The 24197-nt window shown below is 41.1% G+C and carries 21 protein-coding genes and 1 tRNA gene; 6 read left to right on the top strand and 16 right to left on the bottom strand.

Translation table 11 applies throughout. The annotated features are described in order from the left end of the window. Positions 1-29: 29 nt before the first annotated feature. The 5 genes from QQJ93_RS13860 to QQJ93_RS13840 all read right to left on the bottom strand — a co-directional run bounded on the left by QQJ93_RS13860 (position 30) and on the right by QQJ93_RS13840 (position 5072). Positions 30-749 (bottom strand): response regulator, encoded by a 720-nt coding sequence (locus tag QQJ93_RS13860; RefSeq protein WP_089123247.1) that lies wholly within the window; start codon positions 747-749, stop codon positions 30-32. 150 nt (positions 750-899) lie between these two features. Continuing rightward, a complete protein-coding gene (locus tag QQJ93_RS13855; protein ID WP_089123248.1) occupies positions 900-1574 on the bottom strand; it encodes a hypothetical protein in 675 nt (224 codons plus the stop codon). A 34-nt stretch (positions 1575-1608) separates the two neighbouring features. Further along, complete coding sequence (locus QQJ93_RS13850; protein ID WP_089123249.1) at positions 1609-3003, bottom strand: sensor domain-containing diguanylate cyclase; 1395 nt, start codon at positions 3001-3003, stop codon at positions 1609-1611. A gap of 108 nt (positions 3004-3111) precedes the next feature. Beyond that, positions 3112-3657 carry a hypothetical protein gene (locus tag QQJ93_RS13845; protein ID WP_089123250.1) on the bottom strand — a complete coding sequence of 182 codons (546 nt, stop codon included), beginning with the start codon at positions 3655-3657 and terminating at the stop codon, positions 3112-3114. Between the two features lie 173 nt (positions 3658-3830). After that, a complete protein-coding gene (locus QQJ93_RS13840) occupies positions 3831-5072 on the bottom strand; it encodes an aromatic amino acid transporter (protein ID WP_089123251.1) in 1242 nt (413 codons plus the stop codon). Positions 5073-5444: 372 nt separating this feature from the next. On the opposite strand from QQJ93_RS13840, the gene QQJ93_RS13835 reads away from it, so the two are divergent. Beyond that, positions 5445-5987: a hemerythrin domain-containing protein gene (locus QQJ93_RS13835; RefSeq protein ID WP_160117484.1), complete on the top strand. Its 543-nt coding sequence runs from the start codon at positions 5445-5447 to the stop codon at positions 5985-5987. 74 nt (positions 5988-6061) lie between these two features. On the opposite strand, the gene QQJ93_RS13830 is transcribed toward QQJ93_RS13835, so the two are convergent. Further along, positions 6062-6138 (bottom strand) — tRNA-Arg (locus tag QQJ93_RS13830). 247 nt (positions 6139-6385) lie between these two features. Here QQJ93_RS13830 and folD point away from each other — a divergent pair. Next, positions 6386-7240, top strand: coding sequence for a bifunctional methylenetetrahydrofolate dehydrogenase/methenyltetrahydrofolate cyclohydrolase FolD (gene folD, locus QQJ93_RS13825; RefSeq protein ID WP_089123253.1), 855 nt, complete (start codon positions 6386-6388; stop codon positions 7238-7240). 176 nt (positions 7241-7416) lie between these two features. Here the strand turns inward: folD and QQJ93_RS13820 are convergent, their stop codons facing one another. The 4 genes from QQJ93_RS13820 to QQJ93_RS13805 all read right to left on the bottom strand — a co-directional run bounded on the left by QQJ93_RS13820 (position 7417) and on the right by QQJ93_RS13805 (position 13202). After that, complete coding sequence (locus QQJ93_RS13820) at positions 7417-10575, bottom strand: efflux RND transporter permease subunit (protein ID WP_089123254.1); 3159 nt, start codon at positions 10573-10575, stop codon at positions 7417-7419. 11 nt (positions 10576-10586) lie between these two features. Next, entirely contained in the window at positions 10587-11735 is a 1149-nt protein-coding gene (locus QQJ93_RS13815) for an efflux RND transporter periplasmic adaptor subunit (protein ID WP_089123255.1), read from the bottom strand. A 150-nt stretch (positions 11736-11885) separates the two neighbouring features. Continuing rightward, entirely contained in the window at positions 11886-12914 is a 1029-nt protein-coding gene (locus QQJ93_RS13810) for a lytic murein transglycosylase (RefSeq protein ID WP_089123256.1), read from the bottom strand. 15 nt (positions 12915-12929) lie between these two features. Then, positions 12930-13202: a YcgL domain-containing protein gene (locus QQJ93_RS13805; RefSeq protein WP_089123257.1), complete on the bottom strand. Its 273-nt coding sequence runs from the start codon at positions 13200-13202 to the stop codon at positions 12930-12932. A gap of 268 nt (positions 13203-13470) precedes the next feature. Here QQJ93_RS13805 and minC point away from each other — a divergent pair, with 268 nt between their 5' ends. From minC to minE, 3 genes are all read left to right on the top strand, one after another. Then, complete coding sequence (gene minC / locus QQJ93_RS13800; RefSeq protein ID WP_089123258.1) at positions 13471-14133, top strand: septum site-determining protein MinC; 663 nt, start codon at positions 13471-13473, stop codon at positions 14131-14133. 128 nt (positions 14134-14261) lie between these two features. After that, entirely contained in the window at positions 14262-15074 is an 813-nt protein-coding gene (gene minD, locus QQJ93_RS13795; protein WP_089123259.1) for a septum site-determining protein MinD, read from the top strand. 1 nt (position 15075) lies between these two features. Beyond that, positions 15076-15339: a cell division topological specificity factor MinE gene (gene minE / locus QQJ93_RS13790; protein WP_027697031.1), complete on the top strand. Its 264-nt coding sequence runs from the start codon at positions 15076-15078 to the stop codon at positions 15337-15339. Between the two features lie 150 nt (positions 15340-15489). Here minE and rnd read toward each other — a convergent pair whose 3' ends face one another. The 6 genes from rnd to yoaA all read right to left on the bottom strand — a co-directional run bounded on the left by rnd (position 15490) and on the right by yoaA (position 22813). After that, a complete protein-coding gene (rnd, locus tag QQJ93_RS13785; RefSeq protein ID WP_089123260.1) occupies positions 15490-16608 on the bottom strand; it encodes a ribonuclease D in 1119 nt (372 codons plus the stop codon). A gap of 70 nt (positions 16609-16678) precedes the next feature. Then, on the bottom strand, positions 16679-18388 hold the full coding sequence (gene fadD / locus QQJ93_RS13780; RefSeq protein ID WP_089123261.1) for a long-chain-fatty-acid--CoA ligase FadD: 1710 nt from the start codon (positions 18386-18388) through the stop codon (positions 16679-16681). 165 nt (positions 18389-18553) lie between these two features. Then, positions 18554-19441 carry an alpha/beta fold hydrolase gene (locus QQJ93_RS13775; RefSeq protein ID WP_416376210.1) on the bottom strand — a complete coding sequence of 296 codons (888 nt, stop codon included), beginning with the start codon at positions 19439-19441 and terminating at the stop codon, positions 18554-18556. Positions 19442-19458: 17 nt separating this feature from the next. Continuing rightward, positions 19459-20004 carry a Slp family lipoprotein gene (locus tag QQJ93_RS13770; protein ID WP_089123263.1) on the bottom strand — a complete coding sequence of 182 codons (546 nt, stop codon included), beginning with the start codon at positions 20002-20004 and terminating at the stop codon, positions 19459-19461. A 96-nt stretch (positions 20005-20100) separates the two neighbouring features. Then, entirely contained in the window at positions 20101-20817 is a 717-nt protein-coding gene (gene tsaB / locus QQJ93_RS13765) for a tRNA (adenosine(37)-N6)-threonylcarbamoyltransferase complex dimerization subunit type 1 TsaB (RefSeq protein ID WP_089123264.1), read from the bottom strand. 34 nt (positions 20818-20851) lie between these two features. Further along, positions 20852-22813: a DNA repair helicase YoaA gene (yoaA, locus tag QQJ93_RS13760; protein WP_089123265.1), complete on the bottom strand. Its 1962-nt coding sequence runs from the start codon at positions 22811-22813 to the stop codon at positions 20852-20854. A 406-nt stretch (positions 22814-23219) separates the two neighbouring features. On the opposite strand from yoaA, the gene purU reads away from it, so the two are divergent. Continuing rightward, entirely contained in the window at positions 23220-24062 is an 843-nt protein-coding gene (purU, locus tag QQJ93_RS13755) for a formyltetrahydrofolate deformylase (protein WP_089123609.1), read from the top strand. The last annotated feature ends 135 nt before the right edge of the window (positions 24063-24197 follow it).

The following is a 24197-nucleotide window of genomic DNA, read 5'->3' as shown; positions in this document are numbered from 1 at the left end:
CCACCCTAGGCTGAAAATACATGATTGAATCACTGACCATAGTGAACTGACGCGGTAAAAATATAGCCATTACCTCGCATGGTTTTGATGTATTTGTGCTGCTTACCAGTATCACCTAAACGTTGGCGTAATCGGCTTAGTTGCACATCAATTCCACGCTCAAGTGGTAAGGCTTCACGACCTTTGATTTCATAGGAAATAGTATCGCGATCGAGTACTTCATTGGGGCGAGATAGAAATAACATCAAAAGAGAAAAATCACTGCCTGATAATTCAATTTTTTCTTGTGTTTCAGTGTGATAAGCGGTGTGTGAAAGCGTATCTAGTTTCCAATCTCCAAATGAGATCACACTAGGGTTGGCTTGTTCATCAATATGAGTACGACGTAAAAGCGCTTTAATTCTTGCCATAAGCTGCCTAGGGCTAAACGGCTTGGCGATATAATCATCTGCCCCAATTTCCAGACCGACAATTTGATCGGCTTCATCCGACACTGCGGTCAACATAATAATAGGCACATTAGAATGCTTACGAACATACTGACATAAGCTAAAACCATCTTCGCCAGGTAGCATGACATCAAGTAGCAGTAGATCAGGATAGCCATGCTGCGCAATATAAGCACGCATTTCATCACCATCATTCACTGTCGAGACAACAAACCCCATCTTACTCAAATATTCATCAAGTAATTCTCGGATCTCCTCATCATCATCCACAACTAAAATATGCTTATATTTTTGTGTCATTTCCCTACAACCTATTTCTCTACAGCTAACTGTATTTAGACTCTGCTGATTCCATTAACAGAGACATTTAGTGATTGCTAACACAATAGTAACAATCGATTCTCAAGGCGAGGAATTCCTCAAGATAGGTTGTAATAACTTGACCTGAGTCTAGGGCCTTGCGCCACCTAACCTTCCACCACCTACTCTTCCTCCTAAATTACCACTTCTAATATTAGGGCGAATGGCTGGTCGAGTAGTTGGCCTTGTCGCAGGTCGAGTAACAGGCTTATTTGGCGCACGTTCTAAAGTGGGCCGCTCTTTACTCTGCCAACGGGTTTTTATTTGTTGCTTTTGCTCTGGCGTTAAGTTTTGCTCGGCAGAAATCACATCTTCTTTAGTGATATCGGAAGGGTTAATATTGGCTGGCAACACTTCAGCGTTCGAATCACTCATTTGCTGACGAATTGATTCTCGTTTTTCGGTAATTTGCTGCTGTTTTTCAGGTGTTAAGGAATCAAACTTGGCTTGAAAGTCTTTCTTTAACGCAGGAATATCAGGCCCTGAGCCATCTTTCCAGCCATCAATTTTATCTTTAATTTGATCTTGTTTCTCAGGATCGAGGGTATGCCACCAATTCTCGACAACTTGTTTAAATTCACCATCAGTCCGACAACAATCAGGATAAACATGATCTTGATAAAACCAGAAATCATCATGCCACCAGCTATCGGTATAAACATAAGTAGTACTCGTTGAAGGCGTTGTTGAACAGGCTACTAATCCAAACGTAACAAATAAAGCAAGACACCACTTTTGCCAGATTGATTTGATCAATTTCAGCATAAAAACTCCTAATGCTTTTCACAATAATTGGTCATTAACCAACTTCTATTCTATCTCGTCCATTGTCTTTAGCTTGATACAAAAGCCCATCAACACGCTTCAAAATTTCACCCATTGAATCTCCTTGGCAATCTGTCAAACCAACACTAAACGTCAGTCGCAACTCTTTCCCTTGAACACTCATTGGTCTATCGTATATCTCTTTCTTAAGTCTTTGTAAGATGGGTAGCACATCCGCTGCTGATTTGTCAGGGAAAATTGCCAAAAACTCTTCGCCCCCCCAGCGACCGTAGTGGTCATCATCTCGACAATGTTGTTTCACACTCTGGGCAAATAACTGAAGCACTTCATCACCAATATGATGTCCATAATTATCATTAATCGATTTAAAGTAATCAAAATCAAAAATAGCACACGCCAACTTTCTTTTAGAAGCAGCTCCTTTTGACATATTCAAATATTGAGCCATCACTCGCTCAGTACAGCCTCGGTTAGGTAGCCCCGTTAATGCATCGGTATTCGCTAAAGTTCTCATCTGCTGATGAGCATTTTCAAGCTCAAGTAAGTCATTATTTCGAGCAATTTCATGCCCAATCCACTCAGCAAACAAGCGGATCAACTCAAAATCCTGGCGTATAAACGGTCTCGTGGGTTCTTGACTGGAAAAGTTAAGTGTACCGTAGCGTTCACCATCCACAAAAATAGGCGTACCTAAGTAAGCTTCTAATTTGAAGCTTTCATAGCAGGGGTGAGAAAAAATTGCACTTTGCGATACGTGATGAAAACCTTGCACATCATTAGATTGATAGACATGCCAGCAATAAGTGATTCCAAGATCAAACTTCATGCCCGAATCTAAAGCATCCTCAGGGTGGACAGCTTGCTGAACAACATACTCATCACCAACAATTTGGCTAAAAATGCCAATGGGCAAACCAAAATGCTCTGTACCCAGTTTTAAAATTTCATATACGCGCTGACTAAAACTCAATTGCCTTGATGAGGTAATAATATGAAGTTTGTTTAAAGTCTCTTCGGCAGAAAGACGAGAAGAGTCATCTTTAACCATCACCACAAAAAATAAAGTATTGCCCAAATTATCTTTTATCGCTCCAGCAGTAGTTTGACCTCTAAACACTTTGCCAGCTTTATTGCGATAAGTTGTGACGTAAGAATCATCAACTAGCCCAGCTTGTGAATTAAAGCGATACTTACCTTGTTGCTTATAATCCTCTTCTCTTGCATATAAAATTTGAGAGTTGCAATGAATTAACTCCTCTCGTTTATACCCAAACAAATCCTCTGCAGCAGTATTCATAGCAACAATTTCACGCGAAAGGTTACCAATAAGAACCGCGGTATCAATATGTTCAAAAACGAGGGAAAGCGTCTTTTCATCTAAGATATTTTCTGTTCTAGAGATCATCATATCTATTTCCCCTAACTTTATCATCTTGACTAAGTATTGATGTATTAAAAGATAAATCAAAGATTTAGAACTAAAATTTGAGACACTAAACTCTTCGTTGCTTAATAATTATTGAGATACTTTCGACTTCAAACCACTTCCCGCATCTTTTAATAAGTCTATTGGAGATAAAATCACCCCTTTAACTGCCCCTTGTGCCGCCTGTTTGGATAAATCTTCACTTTTATCCATCAACTCATCAACTTTGGCTAACATAGGCGGTACATCTTGACGAAGTTGGGCCGATTCTTCTAAAACGCTAGGAAGCGCCTGTGTCCGAATTGCTTTCACTTCAGCTAATACACTTGGAATATTAGTATTAATCGCTGAAGCCGTTTTATTGACCTCGCCTACCGTAGTGTTCACCTCGCCAATAGTCTTATTGATATCTTGCGCGGTTTTCACGGCGTCTGGCGTAATGGTGGCAAACTTATCCGCAACTTCAAGCCACTGATCGATTTTTAATGTCTGCGCAGTATTTGAAATATCCGTCAACATCTCTGGGTACTTATCAACCACCGTATTCACCGTAGAAGTGAAGCTATAAATGGTATACCCCAAATAAAAAATCGACGCTGCTAATACCGCCTGAATCACCATTCCAATACGAGCCATTGTTTATTCCTTAATAACAAAATTACATTCAAAGTATATACTCAAGTGACGTCAAGATGCAGATTTCAAAGCTATCATCCAAATCTCTTTTCTCGATAAAATAAAACCCCCAGCACTTTCATGCTGAGGGTTAACATTATTTCTATAAACCAGACTCAATTAGCCTTCAAATATCAACCTTTAAATACCGGCAAAATATCAAGCATGGTCAAGAAGTGGAATACCGCAGTCGCAACACCAAAGAGTAAAACTGCATATGGAATCAATTTACCACCTGCAACCACAAAACCCTGCTCTGCCCCTTTACGTTGACGAGCTTTCAACACAAGTAATGCTGGAATAATACAAGTCCATACCGTTGCCGCCGCACCTGCATAACCAATAGCTAAAATAAACCCAAATGGGAACAATAATGATAGCACTAACGGTGGCATGAAAGTGGCCGCCCAGGTTTTAGTACGACCTGATTTACTACGATTATCAAAATGGAAAAGGTCAGCAATGTAATCGAATACCCCTAAACCTACCCCAATAAATGACGATAAAATTGCAGAAACCGAGAAAATATTAATCGCTTGAGAGACTTTATCTGATGCAACCACGGTACCTAACACACCCAGTAACACATCAACATTACCACCTTGCTCGATCACAGGGCCAAATGAATCACGTGATAAATGACCAAAAATACTCACCAACCAAATCACATACAAGAATAAAGCAATCGAAGTACCACCTAGAATCGCATATTTAGCTTTACGTTCTTCGCCATAATAAGCACGCATTGAAGCAACAGAGTGATGATAACCAAATGAGGTTAAAGCTATCGGCAGCAACGCCATGGCATATTTAGCGTATTCCCCTTGTTGGTTTGCCACATCCATTAATAAAGAGAAATCAACATGAACGGTTAAGCCAAACACACCAAAAACAAAGCTTAGCAGCATGGTACAAATTAGTACCACTGAAATACGATCCACCGCACGTGTTGAATGCCAAACCACGCTAGAAGCAATAAACACAAACAAGACCGATGCAGTTTTACTTTCAAGCCCTAGTGAGCCTTGCAAAATTAACCCAAACGATGTGGTGTAGGCATAAAGTAAAATTCCACCTACAAAATACACAGTTAAGTTATTAAAGGCATTCACCTTCTCACCCAATAGATCAGATGTCACCGTGTTAAACGAAACATTCAAATCATAAAGCTTAAATGCTTCTAGCAATAACCAACCCGAAACCGTCATCACCGCCATGGTTAAAGCAATGGCCAGTACAGACCAAACCGTCCATGCGCCAGCTCCAGCACTCGGCAACCCAAGCATACCTGCACCAACACAGACACTTGCAATAATACAAGCGCCACCCACCAATGAAGGCTGCTTTGTTGTTGTCGCTGTTGTAACGGTAGTCATAATAAATTCTCTTTACGCTAAATTAAGCCAGTACACCTTGTACCTCTTAAAAACAAACAAGCATCAAGCAAAGAAAATAGGAAGTTAGCCGAAAACGGTATTCAAAAAGAAAGGCAACCAAGTTCTGTCCTGATGTATGCGCTCATAATAGCGACAACAACCAGACTAGTAAACTAGTTAGCTGATACAATATTGAACTTTTGTGATTTGACAGAAGATTTGCTCTATTTTTAAACAAGGGCATTAACTCCCCCTATTCAAGTTGATCTAAATCAACAAACACTAAGTTGCATTTAAAATACCACTTAAAGCCAATGCCCATACTTAATCGAAACGTTATGATGAGAACAGCACTGATTAATGGAGCATATTATGAGCTTACAATGTGGAAAAACAAACCTAACTCAAGATCAATTAAACCAACTAGAATCGATGCCGGCAGATCAACTTGCTGATTTGATTGAATCGACTCATCATCAATATATTCGAGAAACCGGGCCACAATTAATTGAAATGGCGGATAAACTGCTACGAGTACATGCTGAAGAGTCTGAGACCATTCAGAAACTAACACCATTAATTCATGCTTTAGTAAATGAACTCACACCACATTTATACAAAGAAGAGCAAATTTTATTCCCAGCGATTAAAGGCCTTGCCACACAAACACCGCAACAAACCTGCTTTGGTCACATAAGCAACCCAATCCGCGTAATGACCCATGAGCATAATGAAGCCGATCAAATTGTAGTGGCATTGCAGCAAGTGACTCAGAATTTTCAAGCTCCAGAAGAAGCCTGCCAAACCTGGCAACGTTGCTATAAAGTCTGTGAAGAATTTTGCCAAGATTTAATCAATCATATACACGTAGAAGATACGATTCTCTTTCCGACTGCGATAGAGTTGGCTGATTAAGCTGCAAAAAGATTGTAGATAGAATGCAAAAAACCCCAGATAACTGATTAAGTTATCTGGGGTTTCTTTATATATGGCACGCCCTACAGGATTCGAACCTGTGACCACCTGCTTAGAAGGCAGGTGCTCTATCCAGCTGAGCTAAGGGCGCTTTGAGTGGAGGATTATACGAGATGAATACGTTAGGTCAATGGCTTTATGGTGGATTATAGTTTAAGTGCTGAAAAAAAAGGCATTGCTGATTTCAGGCAATTATTCAGTCAGGTTTCCATTCTTTGGTAAAGATGAAAATAAACCTCATTAGCAAACGTTTGCGTTATGGATATTGATCACATAATTTGCGACAATACGCCGCGTTGTCTACTACTGCTAGTCTAATGAGGATCGTAAGGAAAACCATGACTGCTCAAATTATTGATGGAAAGTTAATATCTCAAACCGTTCGTTCGGAAGTAAAAGCTCGTGTTCAGGCTCGTGTTGACGCTGGTTTACGTGCACCAGGCCTTGCTGTTGTACTAGTAGGCAGCGATCCTGCATCTCAAGTTTATGTTGGAAGTAAGCGCCGTGCTTGTGAAGAAGTTGGCTTTGTTTCTAAGTCTTATGATTTACCGACAACCACCACAGAAGCAGAATTGCTTGAAATGGTTGAGCAACTTAACAATGACCCTGAAATTGATGGCATCTTAGTTCAACTCCCTCTTCCTGCTGGCATTGATAGCACAAAAGTTTTAGAAACGATTCACCCAGAAAAAGACGTGGATGGTTTCCACCCATACAACGTGGGCCGTTTATCTCAACGTATTCCTAAGCTACGTTCTTGTACCCCAAAAGGTATTATCACTCTGCTAGAGCGTTACAATATTGATACTCGCGGAAAACATGCTGTCGTTGTTGGTGCATCGAATATTGTTGGCCGTCCAATGACACTAGAGTTATTGCTGGCGGGTTGCACAACGACTACCTGTCATCGCTTTACTAAAGATCTTGAAAGCCATGTACGACAAGCAGACCTACTGGTTGTCGCTGTCGGTAAACCAAACTTTATTCCGGGTGCTTGGATTAAAAAAGGCGCGATTGTGATCGATGTGGGTATCAACCGCATGGAAAATGGCAAACTAATTGGTGATGTGGAATACGATGTCGCGAAAGACAATGCTAGCCACATTACTCCCGTACCTGGTGGCGTTGGCCCAATGACGGTAGCAAGCCTCATTGAAAACACCATGTACGCGTGTGAGAACTTTTCGAAGTAATTATTCTGAACAACAATAAAACATCCCTTATTGATATACATCTTTAATTGACTTTCTTATCCAGAGTTCAGGTTAATTAAAACTCACTCGCTTATAGCGATATATAAAGACAAAAAAGGCAGTGTGTTTAATACTCACTGCCTTTTATATTTCTATTTTATTCGTTGCTTTTCAGACTAATCTTTCGACTCAATCGCCGCTTGTGGCTCTGAAGAGGTTTGTGATTCAGGTTTAGTTTCCTTCCTTTTTACACCAAACAACTTCATTACGCCGACATAAAATAGCGGTACAAAGAAGATAGCCAAGAAGGTTGCAGTCAACATCCCACCAATTACCGAAGTACCAATTGCATGACGAGAGTTTGCCCCTGCACCGGTACTGGTTGCTAACGGTAGTACACCTAAAATAAAGGCGAATGAAGTCATCAAAATAGGACGCAAACGCATACGACATGCTTCTAATGTGGCTTCCACTAATCCCATACCTTTCTCATACAAGTCTTTTGCAAACTCAACGATCAAGATGGCATTTTTGGCCGATAAACCAATAGTTGTTAATAAACCTACCTGTAAGTACACATCGTTTTCTAATCCGCGCATCATTGTAGCTGCAAGTGCCCCAAGTATCCCCAGTGGTACGACTAGAATAACCGCCATCGGGATTGTCCAGCTTTCATATAAAGCCGCGAGACTTAAAAATACAATCAACATAGACAACGCATATAAAATGGGCGCTTGGTCACCAGACTGACGCTCTTGGTACGACATCCCCGTCCAGCTCACTGCAACGCCATCTGGCAAGGTTTTAGCAATATCTTCTATCGCAGCCATCGCATCGCCGGTACTGTAACCCGGTGCGGCTTCACCTAAGATCTCCACTGCTGAGTTACCATTGTAACGCTGTAAGTTTGGAGAACCCATACCCCAACGCGTATGGCTAAAGGCATTAAATGGCACCATTTTGTCTTCATTATTACGCACATACCAATGATTTAAGTCATCTGGCGTCATTCGATATGGTGCATCGGCTTGAATATAAACACGTTTAATTCGGCCTTGATCGATAAAGTCATTCACATAAGATGAGCCCCATGCCATCGACAAGGTTTGGTTAATGTCACTGATGCTCACGCCTAACGCTTTGGCTTTTTCGTAATCAAGATCAATAAAGAATTGTGCTTGATCATCAAGGCCATTTGGACGCACTTTTTGCAATGCTGGATTTTGATTCGCGGCTTGTAATAATGTATTACGTGCAGCCATCAGTTTATCGTGACCAATGCCGGTACGATCTTCTAAATACATATCAAAACCGGTTGCTTGGCCTAACTCACGAATCGCAGGCGGGTTGATGGCAAAAATCACACCTTCATTATTTTGACTAAAATGCTGCATAGCTCGACCAATGATCGAATTTACATCCTGACCCGGCTCTGTACGCTCTGACCAATCTTTTAACTCTAAGAAGCCCATACCGGCATTTTGGCTTTGACCAACAAAACTAAAACCAGAAACTTGGAAGAATGATTGCACAGTATCTTTTTCATTTTCTTCAAAGTATTCACGAACATCTTTCATGACGTTTTCGGTACGCTCTAATGTTGCCCCTGTTGGTAATTGCACCATCACCATAAAGTTACCTTGGTCTTCTTCTGGTAAGAAACTTGCCGGAATAGAGGTGAACATCCAACCAATTAAAGGCAACATGACCGCGTAGACAACAAATAGACGCTTTGGACGACTGAGCGCTTTTTTCACACCATTGGTGTACTTTTCACTTGAGCGATTGAATTGACGGTTAAACCAACCGAAGAAACCCGTCGTTTTTTCACCATGATGTGGCTTCAACATAGTGGCACATAATGCCGGTGTGAAGATCATCGCCACAATCACCGATAGCACCATTGACGATACGATAGTCAGGGAGAACTGTCGGTAAATCGCTCCTGTCGAACCACTCATAAAGGCCATTGGAACAAATACTGCAGATAGCACCATTGCAACACCTATCAAGGCACCGGTGATCTCACCCATGGCTTTACGAGTAGCTTCCAATGGTGGCAAATTATCTTCCGCCATCACACGCTCAACGTTTTCGACCACTACGATGGCATCATCCACCAGCAAGCCGATGGCAAGTACCATACCAAACATCGTCAAGGTATTAACACTAAAGCCCATAATAGACATCACACCAAAAGTACCCAATAACACGACAGGTACAGCAATGGTTGGAATTAAAGTCGCACGCAAGTTCTGTAAGAACAGCAACATAACCAAAAATACCAACACAACAGCTTCAATAAGTGTGTGGACTACTTCTTCAATCGAGATTTTAACAAAAGGAACCGTATCCATGGCTTTCACCACTTTGAGCCCTTCTGGCATCGATTGAGCTAGATCTGCGATTTTGTCATCGACCAATTTTTGAGTATCAATCGCATTTGCACCGGTCGCGAGTTTAATCGCAATACCTGATGCACCATTACCATTAAACTGTGCGAGCACACTTAAATCTTCACCATTAAGCTCAACTCGTGCGACATCTTTCACTCGTACTTGAGAGCCATCAGAACGAACTTTTAATAAGATGTTTTTAAATTGATCGACACTTTCTAGGCGATTTTGCGCCGTAATGGTGGCGTTAATTTGTTGTCCTGAAACCGATGGTGCACCACCGATTTGACCTACTGTGACTTCGGTATTTTGTGCTTCAATGGCTTGATAAACATCAATCGGGGTTAATTGATAGCTGGTTAACTTAGCTGGGTCGAGCCACAAACGCATAGCATATTGAGAACCAAAAACTTGTACATCACCTACCCCATTTAAACGGCTCAGTGGATCGGCAATATGAGAGCTTACGTAATCTTGAATATCACTTTGTGTCATGCTGCCATCAGTCGAGATGAACGCCATTACCGACATAAATGATGCCGATGATTTACGAACACTCAAACCTTGTTTTTGCACTTCACTAGGTAGTTGACTCGTCGCTTGTTGTAATTGGTTTTGTACCTGTACTTGAGCGATATCAGGATCGGTTCCTAGCGCAAAGGTTAGCGTCACTGAAACTGAGCCTGAAGAACTGCTCGACGACGACATATACAGCAAATTATCTAAACCCGTCATGTTTTGTTCGATAACTTGCGTAACAGAATCTTCAGCTGTCTTGGCCGATGCCCCTGGATACATTGCGTTGATTGTAACGGCCGGTGGCGCAATCGTTGGATACTGCTGCACCGGCAAACTGATCACTGACAGAGCACCTGCCAGCATGATCAATATTGCGATTACCCAAGAAAATATTGGGCGATCGATAAAAAATCTCACCATGAGTCTACTTCCTATTTGTGGGTGCTTTTCGCATCGTTATCATCAGACACGATAGAAACAGGGGCATCAGGACGAAGTTTCATTAAATTACTTGAGATGACTTGATCACCATCTTTAAGCCCAGACTCAATCACCCACTTATTCCCATTAACCGTCGAACCTGTTTTGACCGGACGAATGGTGGCTTTACCGTCTTCAACCACAAATACCGTTGCTTGACCACCTTGGCCAAAATTCACTAATGCTTGCGATAAGGTGTACATCGGTTTTTGATCAGCAATCACGATTTCAGCACGCACAAACATGCCTGGTAATAGAATCGAATCAGGGTTAGGTACTTTGGCGCGCAAGGTTACACTACCTGTCGAGCTATCGACTTTAGTACCAGAGAAAGTCAGCGTGCCCATTTGATCGTACTCAGTACCATCTTCCAGCTTCACACCTACTTTAGGATTGTCATTGGAACCTAAGGTTTTCTTAATCTTCGCCATAGACAAAGAAGATTGCGTCATATTGATATAGATAGGGTCAAGCGGCTGAATAGTCGTTAGCGCGACTTCTTGATTGGCAGTTACTAACGCCCCTTCAGTCACATTCGAAATATCAATGCGGCCTGAAATCGGTGCTGTCACTTTAGTGTATGACAGAGAAATTTTTGCATTATCGAGTGCCGCTTGTGCAACCGCAGATTGAGCTTTGGCTTGCTGCCAATTACCATCTGCCGTGTCATATTCATCTTGGCTAATCAATTTACGTTGCACGAGATCTTTATAGCGCAGTGCCGTTTTTTTCAGAACCGCTTCATCCGCTTTGGCTTTGACATGTGCCGCTTGAGCACTATTGACATCGGCTTGATAAGGCGCAGGATCAATTTGATACAACACATCACCTTGCTCAACCAGTTGTCCTTCTTCAAACAAACGTTTTTGCAAAATTCCCGTGACCTGTGGACGCACTTCTGACACTCTTGTCGCCACCACTCGAGCTGGAAGTTCGCTGTACATGGTCGTTGGCTTTTTCGTCATAGTAATGACTTCGACAGGTGTGGCTTGCGGTGCCTTAGACTGTTGCTGTGATTCAGAAGATTGAGAGTCACACCCTGCAATTCCTATAGCCAAAACAGTCGATAATAATCCCACATTAAAACGGTTTACTCGCATATTGAGGTCTCGATATTAATTTTGAAAACAAAAAGGCTGCCACAAAGAAGCGTGACAGCCTTCAAAAATACCGAGTTTTAAGCAAAAAAGATATGAAGTAATAGTGAATTTACATTACTTTACTTTTTATTATCCATTTGTGTAGCAAAATTAGTTTTTATCAACAATTTCATCCGCTAAGGTACTCACCGCTAGAGCGAAATAATAAGAACGATTCCAATGCATTAATACATTGTAATTGTTGTATACCAAGTAGCTTCGGCCTGCTTCATCATCCGGCATGATCAGCCATGCTTTGATGTCTTCATTTAACTTAGGTAACGACGATCCATCTAGGTTAGTAATTCCTAATTTTTGCCATTCTTGCAAGTATTTACCTTTCTCAGCATCACGGCCCTGTAACTCAGGGTCGATACCATGTGGTACTTGAATTTGACGTCCCCAAGTGTATTTATCGTCCCAACCTTCGGTTTTTAGATAATTGGCAGTAGAGGCAAACACATCAGCAGTGGTGGTCCAAATATCTTTCTTACCGTCGTTATTACCATCTTGTGCATACGCTAAAAATGAAGTGGGCATAAATTGACACTGGCCCATCGCCCCTGCCCATGAGCCTTTCATATCTTCCGCACTAATATGGCCTTCATCGATAATTTGTAGAGCCGCTATCGTTTGCTTACGGAATAAGGCTTCACGACGACCATCAAAGGCTAAAGTAGATAAAGCACCGACCACATTATGATTACCGGTATAACGACCAAAATTACTTTCTACCCCCCATAACGCGACAATAAAGCGAGGTTGCACACCGTAGGTCTCACCAATGCGTTTCAGGTCATCGAAATGTTCATGGTACAAGCGTTTTGCTTGCTTTATTTTCCATGCAGGTACTGCACGAGGAATATATTCATCGAGTGTTAATTTCTTCTCTGGCTGATTATTATCCGCTTTCACTGAGTGTGGCTTAAAAACCACATCTTTAAACGCAGCTTGAATGGTCGCGTCGGTAATGCCTTTTTCTTTTGCTTCTTGTTTTAATGTCTCAAGATAAGCATTAAATTTTGTTTCTTGTGTGGCAGTATCATCTACCGTAACTGCTACTTCAGTTGTAGCAATCGTTGAAAAGCTCACTAAACCGGATAACAGTATTGTGGAAATGCTGAGTGGCTTAATATTCATACTTATCCTTTTATTTTACTGCTCTGATTTTCGAGCTTTATATTCATCCAATAGATTCACTGGCGGTGGTGGCAATTGTAGAAAGTAACCATCGTCTTTTAGTGACAGCTTTACTTTTTCAATATCCACTAAAGCAAGCTTACGGCCTTCCATTTTCATTACCATCACGAACGTTGGCTTTCCAAACATCTCAAGTAGAGTACTTGGCACATCTGAAAAATCATCTTTTTTCGGAATGTAGAGGTACATGCCTTCTTTCTTGCTGCTTTTATAAACAGAGCACAACATAATCGATCCTTTTTAATGTTTATTTATCTATATCCAAGTAACCTAAAGTACGGGTTTGAGCATATACTAGCCAAACACAGGTATCACAACGACTTTCACTTGGATTTAGCCTCATTTTTTATCATTATGACAGGCAATTAACTTAATGATGCTTTAAATAGACTATAACATTGTGAGTCTTGATATTGTTACTGTTTCCAATGTTCATTCCAGCATTTTCAGTAATGACTATTTTTTCGTGCATTCAACATTCAGAGTAATCATCTCTATGGCTACCAAACCCGATTTAAAAGGCAGTAGTTTTGCTTTATCCGTGCTTCATCTTACTGAAGATAATGTCGAAGATTGCCTGCAATTTTTACACAACAAAGTCGAACAAGCGCCAGCATTTTTCACTCATGCTCCACTGGTTGTCGACATTGAGAAAGCACCACAAATTGACATAGATTTCGCGAGCTTACGTCAGGGCATTGTGAAAGCTGGCATGATTCCGGTTGGCGTGACTGGTTGCCAAACGCCATTGATTAAAAAACAGGTAACTGATGCTGGTTTTGCTGTGATGTCGACCAGTAAATCCGGCTATCAAGCGCCTGCTGAAATCGTACCAACTAAAGTCGTTCGTACACCAATTCGATCAGGTCAACAAGTCTACGCAAAAGGCGGTGATCTTGTGATTCTGAATCATGTCAGTGCGGGCGCAGAAGTCATTGCAGATGGTAGTGTTCAAATACACGGAACCTGCCGCGGTCGTGTTATAGCCGGCGCTAGTGGTCAAAAAGGTGCGATGATTTTATGCGATGTCCTACAAGCAGAATTGGTATCCATTGCTGGGCATTATCATTTAAGTGATCAAATTGCTTCCGAACACTGGCAGCAAAAAATGCTCGTCACACTGCAAGATGAACAATTAAATTTCGACAAAATCAAATAAAAATAATTGTTTATAGCTAAAGTAATTGAAGCTGCAGCTTCAAATACGAAGGGTATATAAAAATTAAGCATTTGATGTGACAATAGCATCAAACATTCAGTCTAAGATTCAACATAAAGGGAAATGAAATGGCACGTACTATCGTCGTGACGTCTGGTAAAGGGGGTGTAGGTAAAACTACATCTAGCGCAGCGATTGCCTCAGGTCTTGCATTAAGAGGAAAGAAAACCGCTGTCATCGATTTTGATATTGGTTTACGTAACCTCGACCTTATTATGGGATGTGAGCGTCGTGTGGTTTACGATTTTGTCAACGTTATCAATGGCGAAGCGACTCTTAACCAAGCGTTAATCAAAGACAAACGTTGTGACAATCTATATATTCTTCCAGCTTCGCAAACTCGCGATAAAGATGCTTTGACTCACATCGGTGTAAAACGTGTATTGACTGAATTACACGATATGGGCTTTGACTTCATTATCTGTGATTCTCCAGCGGGCATTGAGCAAGGTGCGTTAATGTCTTTGTATTTTGCTGATGAAGCCGTGATCACAACCAACCCTGAAGTCTCTTCTGTTCGTGACTCCGACCGTATCTTAGGGCTATTGGATTCTAAATCACTCCGTGCCGAACAGGGTTTAGAGCCGGTTAAGCAACACCTTCTATTAACTCGTTACAATCCAGGACGTGTTAATGCCGGTGAAATGCTCAGTGTGACTGACGTAGAAGACATTTTGCACATCCCTTTACTTGGCGTGATTCCTGAAAGCCAAGCCGTGTTGAATGCTTCAAACAAGGGTGTACCTGTTATTCACGATAATGAATCTGATGCGGGCCTTGCTTATAGCGACGCAGTTGACCGCCTACTCGGTGAAGAGAAAGAGTTTCGCTTCCTAACCGAAGAGAAGAAAGGCATCTTTAAACGTTTATTTGGGGGTTAATATGTCATTACTGCAATTCTTCCGACCGAAGAAAAAAGATACTGCTAACCTTGCCAAAGAACGTTTACAGATCATTGTTGCTGAGCGTCGTAACCAAGGAAGCGCCAATCCTTCTTATCTTCCTCAGTTAAAAGAAGATATCCTACAAGTATTGAGCAAATACGTTTCCGTTGATCCATCAATGGTTAACGTTAGCTTAGAACAAGGTGATGATGATCTTTCGGTGTTAGAGTTAAATATTCAGTTGCCGGAAAAAGAAGAATAAGTTCCTAGTTACGAGTCCCTAGTTCCTAGGCTTTGAACGCTTCCAAAACATAAAAAAGCTGAACCACTTAAAAATGGTTCAGCTTTTTGATTTCTTTTCCTGTTTCTTTCTTTTTCTAGGGACTAGGAACTAGCAGCCTAGAAACCTCTATTAACTCATCTTTTTATTCAACGCCTCGCCAACAATCTCCTTGCGCCACCCTTGCATGACATCCGGTAATTGCTCTGGGTTACGGTCTTTATTCCATACCCAAGAAATAAATTGATTAAGCTGCTTTTTCGACGCTAAGAACTCGGTAGCTAGACCTGATGACTCTGAAGCTAATTTCACTTCATCTTTAAGTAATTTGAATAATTGCTTATAGGCTGGATTATCCATTAAACGAGTGATCTTAGCTGGCCATTCACTCTCAGCTATTGCTTGGCCTTGTTTCACCATTTCAATTAACGTATTGCCATGACGACGAATTTCACGATGATCGAAGCCTGCTTCATTCATCTCTTTTAGGCTGGTCATTTCATTGCGGCACACTTCGACCATATTGGCTTCTTTAACGATGAAATTTAACGCTAAATCTCGCTTTTGTGCCTCCAATAAGCGCCACTGAGCAATGATTTTTAAGATCGCTAATTGTTGCGGTTTTAATATCCACGCACCTTTAACCGATAAATACGCCTGCTCTGGTTTAACTTGTTTCAATCGCTTTTCAACAAGTAGTTGTGACTCTTGCTCAACGGCTTCGAGCCAACCTTTAACTTCCACTTGCTCTAACAATTGTTGATACAATGGCAGCAAATAAAAAACATCCGCAGCGGCGTAATCAAGCTGCTTATCGGTTAATGGACGTGCTAACCAATCGGCGCGAGATTCACTCTTATCGAGCTCAACGCTTAGGTAATCGTTAACCAACGCGGCAAACCCCGTTGATAAGCCGTAACCTAAGAAAGCGGCCATCAATTGAGTGTCAATCATTGGCGTCGGCGTGCAACCAAACGCATGTTGAAAGACTTCTAAGTCTTCACCGCAAGCATGCAAAACTTTTGTTACTGATGTGTCACTCAGCAACTCAGAAAAAGCTTGCATATCATCAATCTCAAGCGGATCAATCAATACCAATTGTTCGCCGTCATACAGCTGAATAAGCCCTAACTGTGGGTGATAAGTACGCGTTCGTACAAATTCGGTATCAAGCATCACAACATCGGCTAAACGTGCTTTTTGGCACACCTCAGTAAGTTGCTGGCTGTCTTTGATGATGATGTAATTCACGTCAATCCTTAAATGAAATGCCAGAACTTAATGTCTGGCATTTGAGGGTATATTTTAAAAGCAAAAGAAATTACGCCGTTGTTTCTGGCGAGGCCTTACTTTTCGATAAATTAGCAATATTTTCTTCTCTTAGCTCACGTCGCAAGATTTTACCAACATTACTCTTAGGAAGTTCTTCACGAAACTCAACGATTTTCGGAATTTTATAACCGGTTAAGTGTTCACGACAATGGGCAATAAGCTCTTCTTTAGTTAAGCTACTGTCATTCTTCACTACATAAATTTTGACGACTTCACCTGAAGTATCATGCGGCTGACCAATCGCTGCCACTTCTAATACTTTACCGTGAAGAGCAACCACATCTTCAATTTCATTCGGGTAGACGTTGAAGCCTGATACTAAAATCATGTCTTTCTTACGATCAACGATATACATGAAGCCTTCGTCATCAAAACGCACGATATCACCGGTTGATAACCAACCATCTTGCGTGATCACTTCTTTGGTCGCTTCAGCACGGTTCCAGTAACCTTCCATTACCTGAGGGCCACGCACTTGCAACTCACCAGTTTGGTCGAAACCAAGCACATTACCTTCATCATCGATAATACGAACTTCGGTCGATGGCATAGCTAAGCCAATCGAACCATTGTATTCAGTAAGATCATAAGGATAAGCCGCAACTAAAGGAGAACACTCGGTTAGACCATAGCCTTCCAATAAGTAGCACTTAGTAATGTTAATCCACTTATCTGCCACCGCACGCTGAACCGCCATACCGCCACCAACAGATAAACGCAAGTGACTAAAGTTCAACTCTTTAAAATCTTCATTATTCACAAGTGCATTAAATAATGTGTTTACCCCAGTAATGGCAGTAAATGGCACTTTTTGTAGCTCTTTAACAAAGGTTGGAATGTCTCGTGGGTTGGTAATTAGTAAGTTAGCACCACCAATTTCCATAAATAATAAACAGTTAATCGTTAAGGCAAACACATGGTAAAGCGGCAATGCGGTAACAACCGTTTCACGACCATCACGTAATAACGATCCATAAGCACCTTTGGCTTGTAAAACGTTCGCAACCATATTGCGATGGGTTAAAATCGCCCCTTTTGCGACACCAGTTGTACCACCGGTATATTGCAAGAACGCGATATCATCTCCTTCAAGGAAGGGCTTCACGTATTGTAGACGACGGCCTTTATACAAGGCTTTACGGAAGGAAATAGCACCTGGCAAGTGGTACTTAGGCACTAAACCTTTTACATATTTAACGATGAAATCAACCGCTGTACCTTTTACTTTCGGCAGCATTTGACCAAGGCTGGTTAAGATAACGTGCTTAATTGGTGTATTTTCTACCGCTTTTTCTAAAGTATGAGCAAAGTTAGATACAATCACAATCGCTTTGGCATCGGCATCATTTAACTGATGCTCTAGCTCACGTGGTGTATAAAGTGGATTAACGTTAACCGCAATCATACCAGCGCGTAAAATACCAAATAAGGCAATTGGGTATTGCAATACGTTTGGCATCATTAAGGCAACACGATCGCCCTTTTTCAATTTTAAATCATTTTGTAAGTAGGCGGCAAAAGCACGGCTACGCTCTTCCAACTTACGGAAAGTCATTACTGAGCCCATATTCATGAAAGCAGGCTGATCGGCAAACTTTTGTACCGATTGCTCAAACATATCAATCAAAGAGCTGTATTGATCTGGGTTAATAGTTTCTGGCACATTCTCTGGGTAACGCTTTAACCACGGTTTTTCCACGGTACTTTCCTTTATACTGTATTACATGCAGTTTCAATGCTTACATTATGAATAAACTACTATGCACTTTTATTATAAATTTGATTTCACAAAGTAATGCTTATACCCAAGTGACTTCAAGGTGCAAGTTACTTGGGTATATAGTAACGGCTATCACTTTTCAGGTTAATTATTTAAATCACATTTTCTGCTGTTTTTGTCTACAAAAGTGGCGATCAGGTCACTAACTTGCGTAGAAGATTCAATATGGCAATGATGTCCACCTGACACGGTCACTTCATGACAATGTTTTAATGCCGCCTTTCTCATCACCGCATTGGTAAGTTGTGGGAAACCACGATCGCCCAAAATCAATAAATTAGGGAATTCGATTGCTTGTAAATAAGCCAAGCTTTGCTCTTCCGTCATACGATAAATTGACTGACATTTTAGCTTTGCATCATAACGCCAATGCCAATGTCCATCGTCAAGATAAGTGCCTCTTTCTATTAAAGGCATTAACTGTTTAGCCGTTAGTTGGTTGGCATGCATTCGATGTAAACAAGCATCATATTGCGATTTGTAACGTCGAGTTGGTTTGGCTTGAATACGTTGTCGGCTCAAAACACCTTTGCGTAAGCGTTCAACGCTACTGTCAGCAGATTCACTCAGTGGTCCCAAGCCCTCAATTTGAATAAGCCCCTGCACTTTGTCAGGAAAGGCGGCACTATAACAACTTGCAATTAAAGCACCAAGTGAATGCCCGATTAAAATGCATTTATTTGGAGCGATATTCGTTAATAGCTCGTGAATATCGGCGATATAGTCGTGAAATGGATAAAAATTGTCCGCACTTCGATGTTGAGATAAGCCATGTCCAGCCAAATCAATAGACAATAAGTGCCAATTTTTTTGCTGTGCGGTTAGTTCTAAGGTTTCTAATATCGGCGTAAAACTGGCTGCGTTATCCAACCAACCGTGCAAAAATAAAAGAGTCACATTGGCGTGACTCTCTTGTCCAAATTCAAGGCCGGATAATCGTAAATGAGATAACTGAATCTCTCTTTCTCGCAACATGATTTTGTTATGCCCTATTTCACTTCTTGGATCACTCTAGCCCTAGTTGGCCCATAATTATGGCAAAAAGCGGAACCTCGTAAGCAACTGCCTATCCACCAATCATCATTTTCAATATACGTTGATTTTTCGATAGTCCATAAACGTTGCCCATTGGCTTTCAATGTAGGGAAAGTATAAGAGTATTCACCGACTTTTCCTTGTTCTGGCTCTACACTTTGTCCGACCACAGTGATCAAACGTCCCGATTTATAAGTAACCGGCTCCAAGAAACCATCAACATAGGCGACAAAACGCCCTTTCGGCTCACTATCTAAACTCGGCTTACCATCAGAAGAAATCGGCAAGTTTACAATTTCAATCCTGGTTTGATCTGGAAGATTGGTGACTTTCGTTATGATGCCGCCCAAACGAACTTCAACCGGTTTATTTGGGTCGGAATTAATCCATTGTTGATAGTCAGTAATTGGCTGTGCTGAGGCCGCTTCTAGCTCAGGAGGCAGAGAAGAGCATGCTGATAGCCCAATAAGCATTAAAAACAACAAACCATACTTTTTCATGCTTTCATTCCTTATTGACTATCGGCATGTGTGATTACGAATATTTTCTATGACTGTAATAAACCCGTTCAAGTTCCATAAATAAAATATGAGAATTTATTCACGACCTGGCAGTTTTTTCCAAGTCACTTTATCGCGTAAATAAGTTGGGCTCGCTTGTTCAGCGTCAACTGTATTACCTTTTTGCCACTCAAATTGCGCTAACACGGCAATATCTTGGGCTTCAGGGTACAAAACGTCACCTTTTGTCATCGACAACGGCAGGCTATCTAATGATTCCGTATACGCATCCCAGCCAGTACCGGCTTGAGTCCAAACGCCTTCTTTCGAGGTTAAATACTCAGCCAGTTCTTGTGGTGGGATCACGCATTCTTGTTGTCCATCCGATACCGCAATGGCTTGCCATTCACCATTGGTTTGACGTTGATATTGACCCCAATAGATTTCACTCATACGTGCATCAATTGCTGCCACGACCTTCTCAGATTGCTGAGTACGGTAGGTTGCTTGCGCCATCGCAGTTAGTGTGGAAATACCAATCATTGGCAACTCAGCACCAAAAGCTAAACCTTGCGCAATACCAATACCAATACGCACACCAGTAAAACTACCCGGACCACGGCCAAAGGCTAATGCATCGAGATCTTGTAGTGTGATACCACCTTCTTTCAATACCTCATCGACCATTGGCAGAATTTTTTTAGTGTGATCACGAGGTGCCACTTCACTGCGTGCGATGGTGCGACCATCAATCATTAAAGCAACAGAACAGTTTTCTGTTGATGTATCTAAGGCTAGAATTTTTGCGCTCATTAAGGCCTCAAGCTAGTTGTTGTCTATCATGACTCTAGGGTTTATTTACTATAGAGCATGATTTAGATAAGAATTCCGATACTTTATTTAAATCCCGAGTTCGTGGGATTGGCGGTAGGCTCTGTAAGAAGATCCCACCATAATCACGTGTTACTAAACGATTATCACAAATGATTAGCACACCTTTATCTTTTTGATCTCGAATCAAACGACCTACCCCTTGCTTTAAGGTAATCACCGCATCAGGCAATTGCACTTCCGAAAATGCATCACCTTGTTTGAGTCGGCAATCTTCAATTCGCGCTTTAAGCAATGGATCATCTGGGGCAGTAAAAGGTAGTTTGTCGATGATAACACAGCTTAACGCGTCGCCTCTAACATCTATCCCTTCCCAAAAAGCACCGGTAGCGACTAAAACTGCATTACCATGTTCGATAAATTCATTAAGCAATTTTTGCTTGCTAGTTTCACCTTGCACCAGTACTGGCAAATCAAGTTGCTCACGGAATAAATCCGCCAAACGACGCATCATTTGGTGTGAGGTACATAAAAAGAAACAGCGACCATTATTGGCTTCAATCACTGGGCTTAACATCTGTGCCAGTTTTTCTGCCATGCCGACACTATTGGGTTCTGGTAAATATCGAGGGACACATAAAAGTGCTTGGGATTGATAATCAAACGGACTCGGTAAGGTAAACTGCTGCACAGGCTCAATACCTAAACGCTCAGTAAAATGTTTAAAGTCATTGCGTACCGCTAATGTTGCCGAAGTGAAAATCCAGCTGCCCTGCTTGGTTGCAATTTGTTCTTTAAATTTATCCGACACCGAGAGCGGCGTAATGTGCAACACAAAGTGACGTGGACTACATTCAAACCAATAAGAATAACCTGTAATTGAGGTGTCACACACCCGAGTGAGGCGGCTTTTAATCATGTGGGTACGTTCATAGGCCGCATCTAATAACTCACTACGCCCTAGTGCAATTTTTAAGACTTCTAATGCGAGATCTAACGCTTCGTGTAACCGTTCAATTTCACGCATTACCACTTGAGATTTAATCGCTTCTCGCCAATTACCACGAATACTCTTACCAGATAAATTGGATCCTTGATAATTCATATCACCAAGAATGATTCGTAGGTCCATAAAGGTTTGCACTAACTTAGTGGCAATTTTTTGCAACTGACGCATATCTTTCGCTTCAGTGCGATAACCAATTTCAATATCTTTGGCAAGTTCTTGAATTTGACGACTTGAAATCGACTGTCCGAAATATTGGCTGGCAATATCAGGTAATTGGTGGGCTTCATCAAAAATAAATACATCGGCATCAGGTATAAGTTCACCAAAGCCAGTTTCTTTAATCGCTAAATCAGCCAAAAACAAATGATGGTTTACGACAACAAGATCTGAATCCATAGCCTTTTTACGCGCTTTCAGCACAAAGCAATCTTGATAACTTGAGCATTCTTTACCAAGGCAATTGTCATTGGTGGATGTGATATTGCTGATAATCGGTGAGTCTTCGGCTATCGCTTCGCAATCTCCCAGATCGCCGGTTTTACTTTCCGATGACCAAGAGCGAACTTTGACCAATTGCGATAACAATTCTGGATCTGCTTCATTAGTGTGGCTTTCAATTAATTGGCGACTTAGTCGGTCTAGACACAGGTAATTTGAGCGCCCTTTTAATAAAGAAACATGTCCAGTAAACCCGAGTGCATTGACCATTAATGGCAGATCTCGGTGAAATAATTGCTCTTGTAGATTTTTTGAACCTGTACTGATAATGACTTTTTTGCCACTCAATAACGCAGGAACTAGGTAGGCAAAGGTTTTACCGGTTCCAGTTCCCGCCTCAACCACCAGCTGCTGATCGTTCTTAATTGCTTGATGAACCGCTTCGGCCATATCTATCTGAGGCTGACGCGGCTGAAATCCAGGAATGGCTTTACCTAGAGCACCAGAAGAAGAGAATGTTTTACTGATCATAAAGCCAAAGATACCGATACAAAAAGAGCTTGTGATTATGGCAGTTTTCGCATTTAAGTGGAACTAACTTACCTGACTTAACCTCAGGTTTTGATAAGAGAATATACCAATTGAGTTTATTGATATTGATAATTTTGACTCTTCAAATGATTTATTATTCACTCAATACTGAGATTTTTAACGCAGTTAGGCACTAAAAGATCGGTGTTGAGTGGCTCTATATCCAAGTAACTTCAAGATGCAGAATTCAGAGTTATCATCCGAATCTAATTATAAGGAGTAAAATTTAACCGCTAATGACCCGCAATGGTTAATCATTCTTGCTTGTTTAATATCATCTTGTAATATGCTGATTATTCAAACTTGTCATTGCTTAACTCATAAGCAAAAATGGAAAACCACAATTATGAGCTGTACTGAACGTAAAACCCTTCTCACCCATTGCAGTGATGAACGAGGGTTAATTGCAAAAATCACTAATATTTGTTTTAAACATCAATTAAATATCATTCATAACAATGAATTTGTAGATAATGTTAGCGGTCACTTTTTCATGAGAACCGAGCTTGAAGGGACGTTTAATGATGAAGCGTTACTTGCGGATTTAGATCTAGCACTACCAACAAGCAGCAAACGCTCACTAATCAGCTCATCACGCAAAAAAATCGTCATCATGGTAACCAAAGAAGCCCATTGTCTTGGTGATATTTTAATGAAAGCTTACGATGGTAGCTTAGATGTTGAAATTGCAGCGGTCGTAGGTAACTACGATAAGTTGCAAACCTTAACCGAGCGTTTTGATATACCATACCACCACATTTCTCATGAAGGTTTAAGTCGTGAAGAGCATGAAGAAAAAATGCTTGAGGTGATCAACAGCTATAACCCACGTTATGTCGTATTGGCCAAATATATGCGTGTCTTAACGCCTAATTTTGTGGCGCAATTTCCACATAAAATCATCAACATTCACCATAGCTTCTTACCCGCTTTCATTGGGGCAAAACCTTATCAACAAGCCTTTGACCGCGGCGTAAAAATCATTGGTGCAACCGCACACTTTGTGACTAACGATTTAGATGAAGGCCCAATCATTAAACAAGATGTGATTCCAGTGGATCACAACTTCAGTGCAGCGGATATGGCTCAAGCAGGTCGTGATGTTGAGAAGAATGTATTAAGTAAAGCGTTAAATAAAGTAGTTAATGATCATGTATTTGTCTACGGCAATAAGACTGTGATTCTATAGCAAGGCTATTTATACCCAAGTAACTTCAAGATGCGAGTTTCAGCAAGAATAAAACAAGTTTTAGGCAAGGCAAATTGGACATGAGCATAGTCATTCTATCTCTGTTCAATTTAACGCAGCATAAAGCTTGTTTTA

Origin of the sequence: Vibrio algivorus, from assembly GCF_030161215.1 — a bacterium.
GTDB classification, from domain to species: Bacteria; Pseudomonadota; Gammaproteobacteria; order Enterobacterales; family Vibrionaceae; genus Vibrio; species Vibrio algivorus.
The sequence above is the reverse complement of the archived record's forward strand: the minus strand, read 5'-3'. Positions and strand labels throughout refer to the sequence as shown.

Bases quoted from the DNA above. Each gene is read 5' to 3' on its own strand.
- QQJ93_RS13835 (WP_160117484.1), top strand. From the start codon at position 5,445: ATGAGCTTACAATGTGGAAAAACAAACCTAACTCAAGATCAATTAAAC.
- tsaB (WP_089123264.1), bottom strand. From the start codon at position 20,817: ATGAGCGCAAAAATTCTAGCCTTAGATACATCAACAGAAAACTGTTCT.
- QQJ93_RS13840 (WP_089123251.1), bottom strand. From the start codon at position 5,072: ATGACTACCGTTACAACAGCGACAACAACAAAGCAGCCTTCATTGGTG.
- QQJ93_RS13845 (WP_089123250.1), bottom strand. From the start codon at position 3,657: ATGGCTCGTATTGGAATGGTGATTCAGGCGGTATTAGCAGCGTCGATT.
- minC (WP_089123258.1), top strand. From the start codon at position 13,471: ATGGCTACCAAACCCGATTTAAAAGGCAGTAGTTTTGCTTTATCCGTG.
- QQJ93_RS13855 (WP_089123248.1), bottom strand. From the start codon at position 1,574: ATGCTGAAATTGATCAAATCAATCTGGCAAAAGTGGTGTCTTGCTTTA.
- purU (WP_089123609.1), top strand. From the start codon at position 23,220: ATGAGCTGTACTGAACGTAAAACCCTTCTCACCCATTGCAGTGATGAA.
- QQJ93_RS13770 (WP_089123263.1), bottom strand. From the start codon at position 20,004: ATGAAAAAGTATGGTTTGTTGTTTTTAATGCTTATTGGGCTATCAGCA.
- yoaA (WP_089123265.1), bottom strand. From the start codon at position 22,813: ATGATCAGTAAAACATTCTCTTCTTCTGGTGCTCTAGGTAAAGCCATT.
- QQJ93_RS13805 (WP_089123257.1), bottom strand. From the start codon at position 13,202: ATGTTGTGCTCTGTTTATAAAAGCAGCAAGAAAGAAGGCATGTACCTC.
- QQJ93_RS13860 (WP_089123247.1), bottom strand. From the start codon at position 749: ATGACACAAAAATATAAGCATATTTTAGTTGTGGATGATGATGAGGAG.
- minE (WP_027697031.1), top strand. From the start codon at position 15,076: ATGTCATTACTGCAATTCTTCCGACCGAAGAAAAAAGATACTGCTAAC.
- folD (WP_089123253.1), top strand. From the start codon at position 6,386: ATGACTGCTCAAATTATTGATGGAAAGTTAATATCTCAAACCGTTCGT.
- QQJ93_RS13810 (WP_089123256.1), bottom strand. From the start codon at position 12,914: ATGAATATTAAGCCACTCAGCATTTCCACAATACTGTTATCCGGTTTA.
- minD (WP_089123259.1), top strand. From the start codon at position 14,262: ATGGCACGTACTATCGTCGTGACGTCTGGTAAAGGGGGTGTAGGTAAA.
- QQJ93_RS13820 (WP_089123254.1), bottom strand. From the start codon at position 10,575: ATGGTGAGATTTTTTATCGATCGCCCAATATTTTCTTGGGTAATCGCA.
- QQJ93_RS13850 (WP_089123249.1), bottom strand. From the start codon at position 3,003: ATGATGATCTCTAGAACAGAAAATATCTTAGATGAAAAGACGCTTTCC.
- QQJ93_RS13815 (WP_089123255.1), bottom strand. From the start codon at position 11,735: ATGCGAGTAAACCGTTTTAATGTGGGATTATTATCGACTGTTTTGGCT.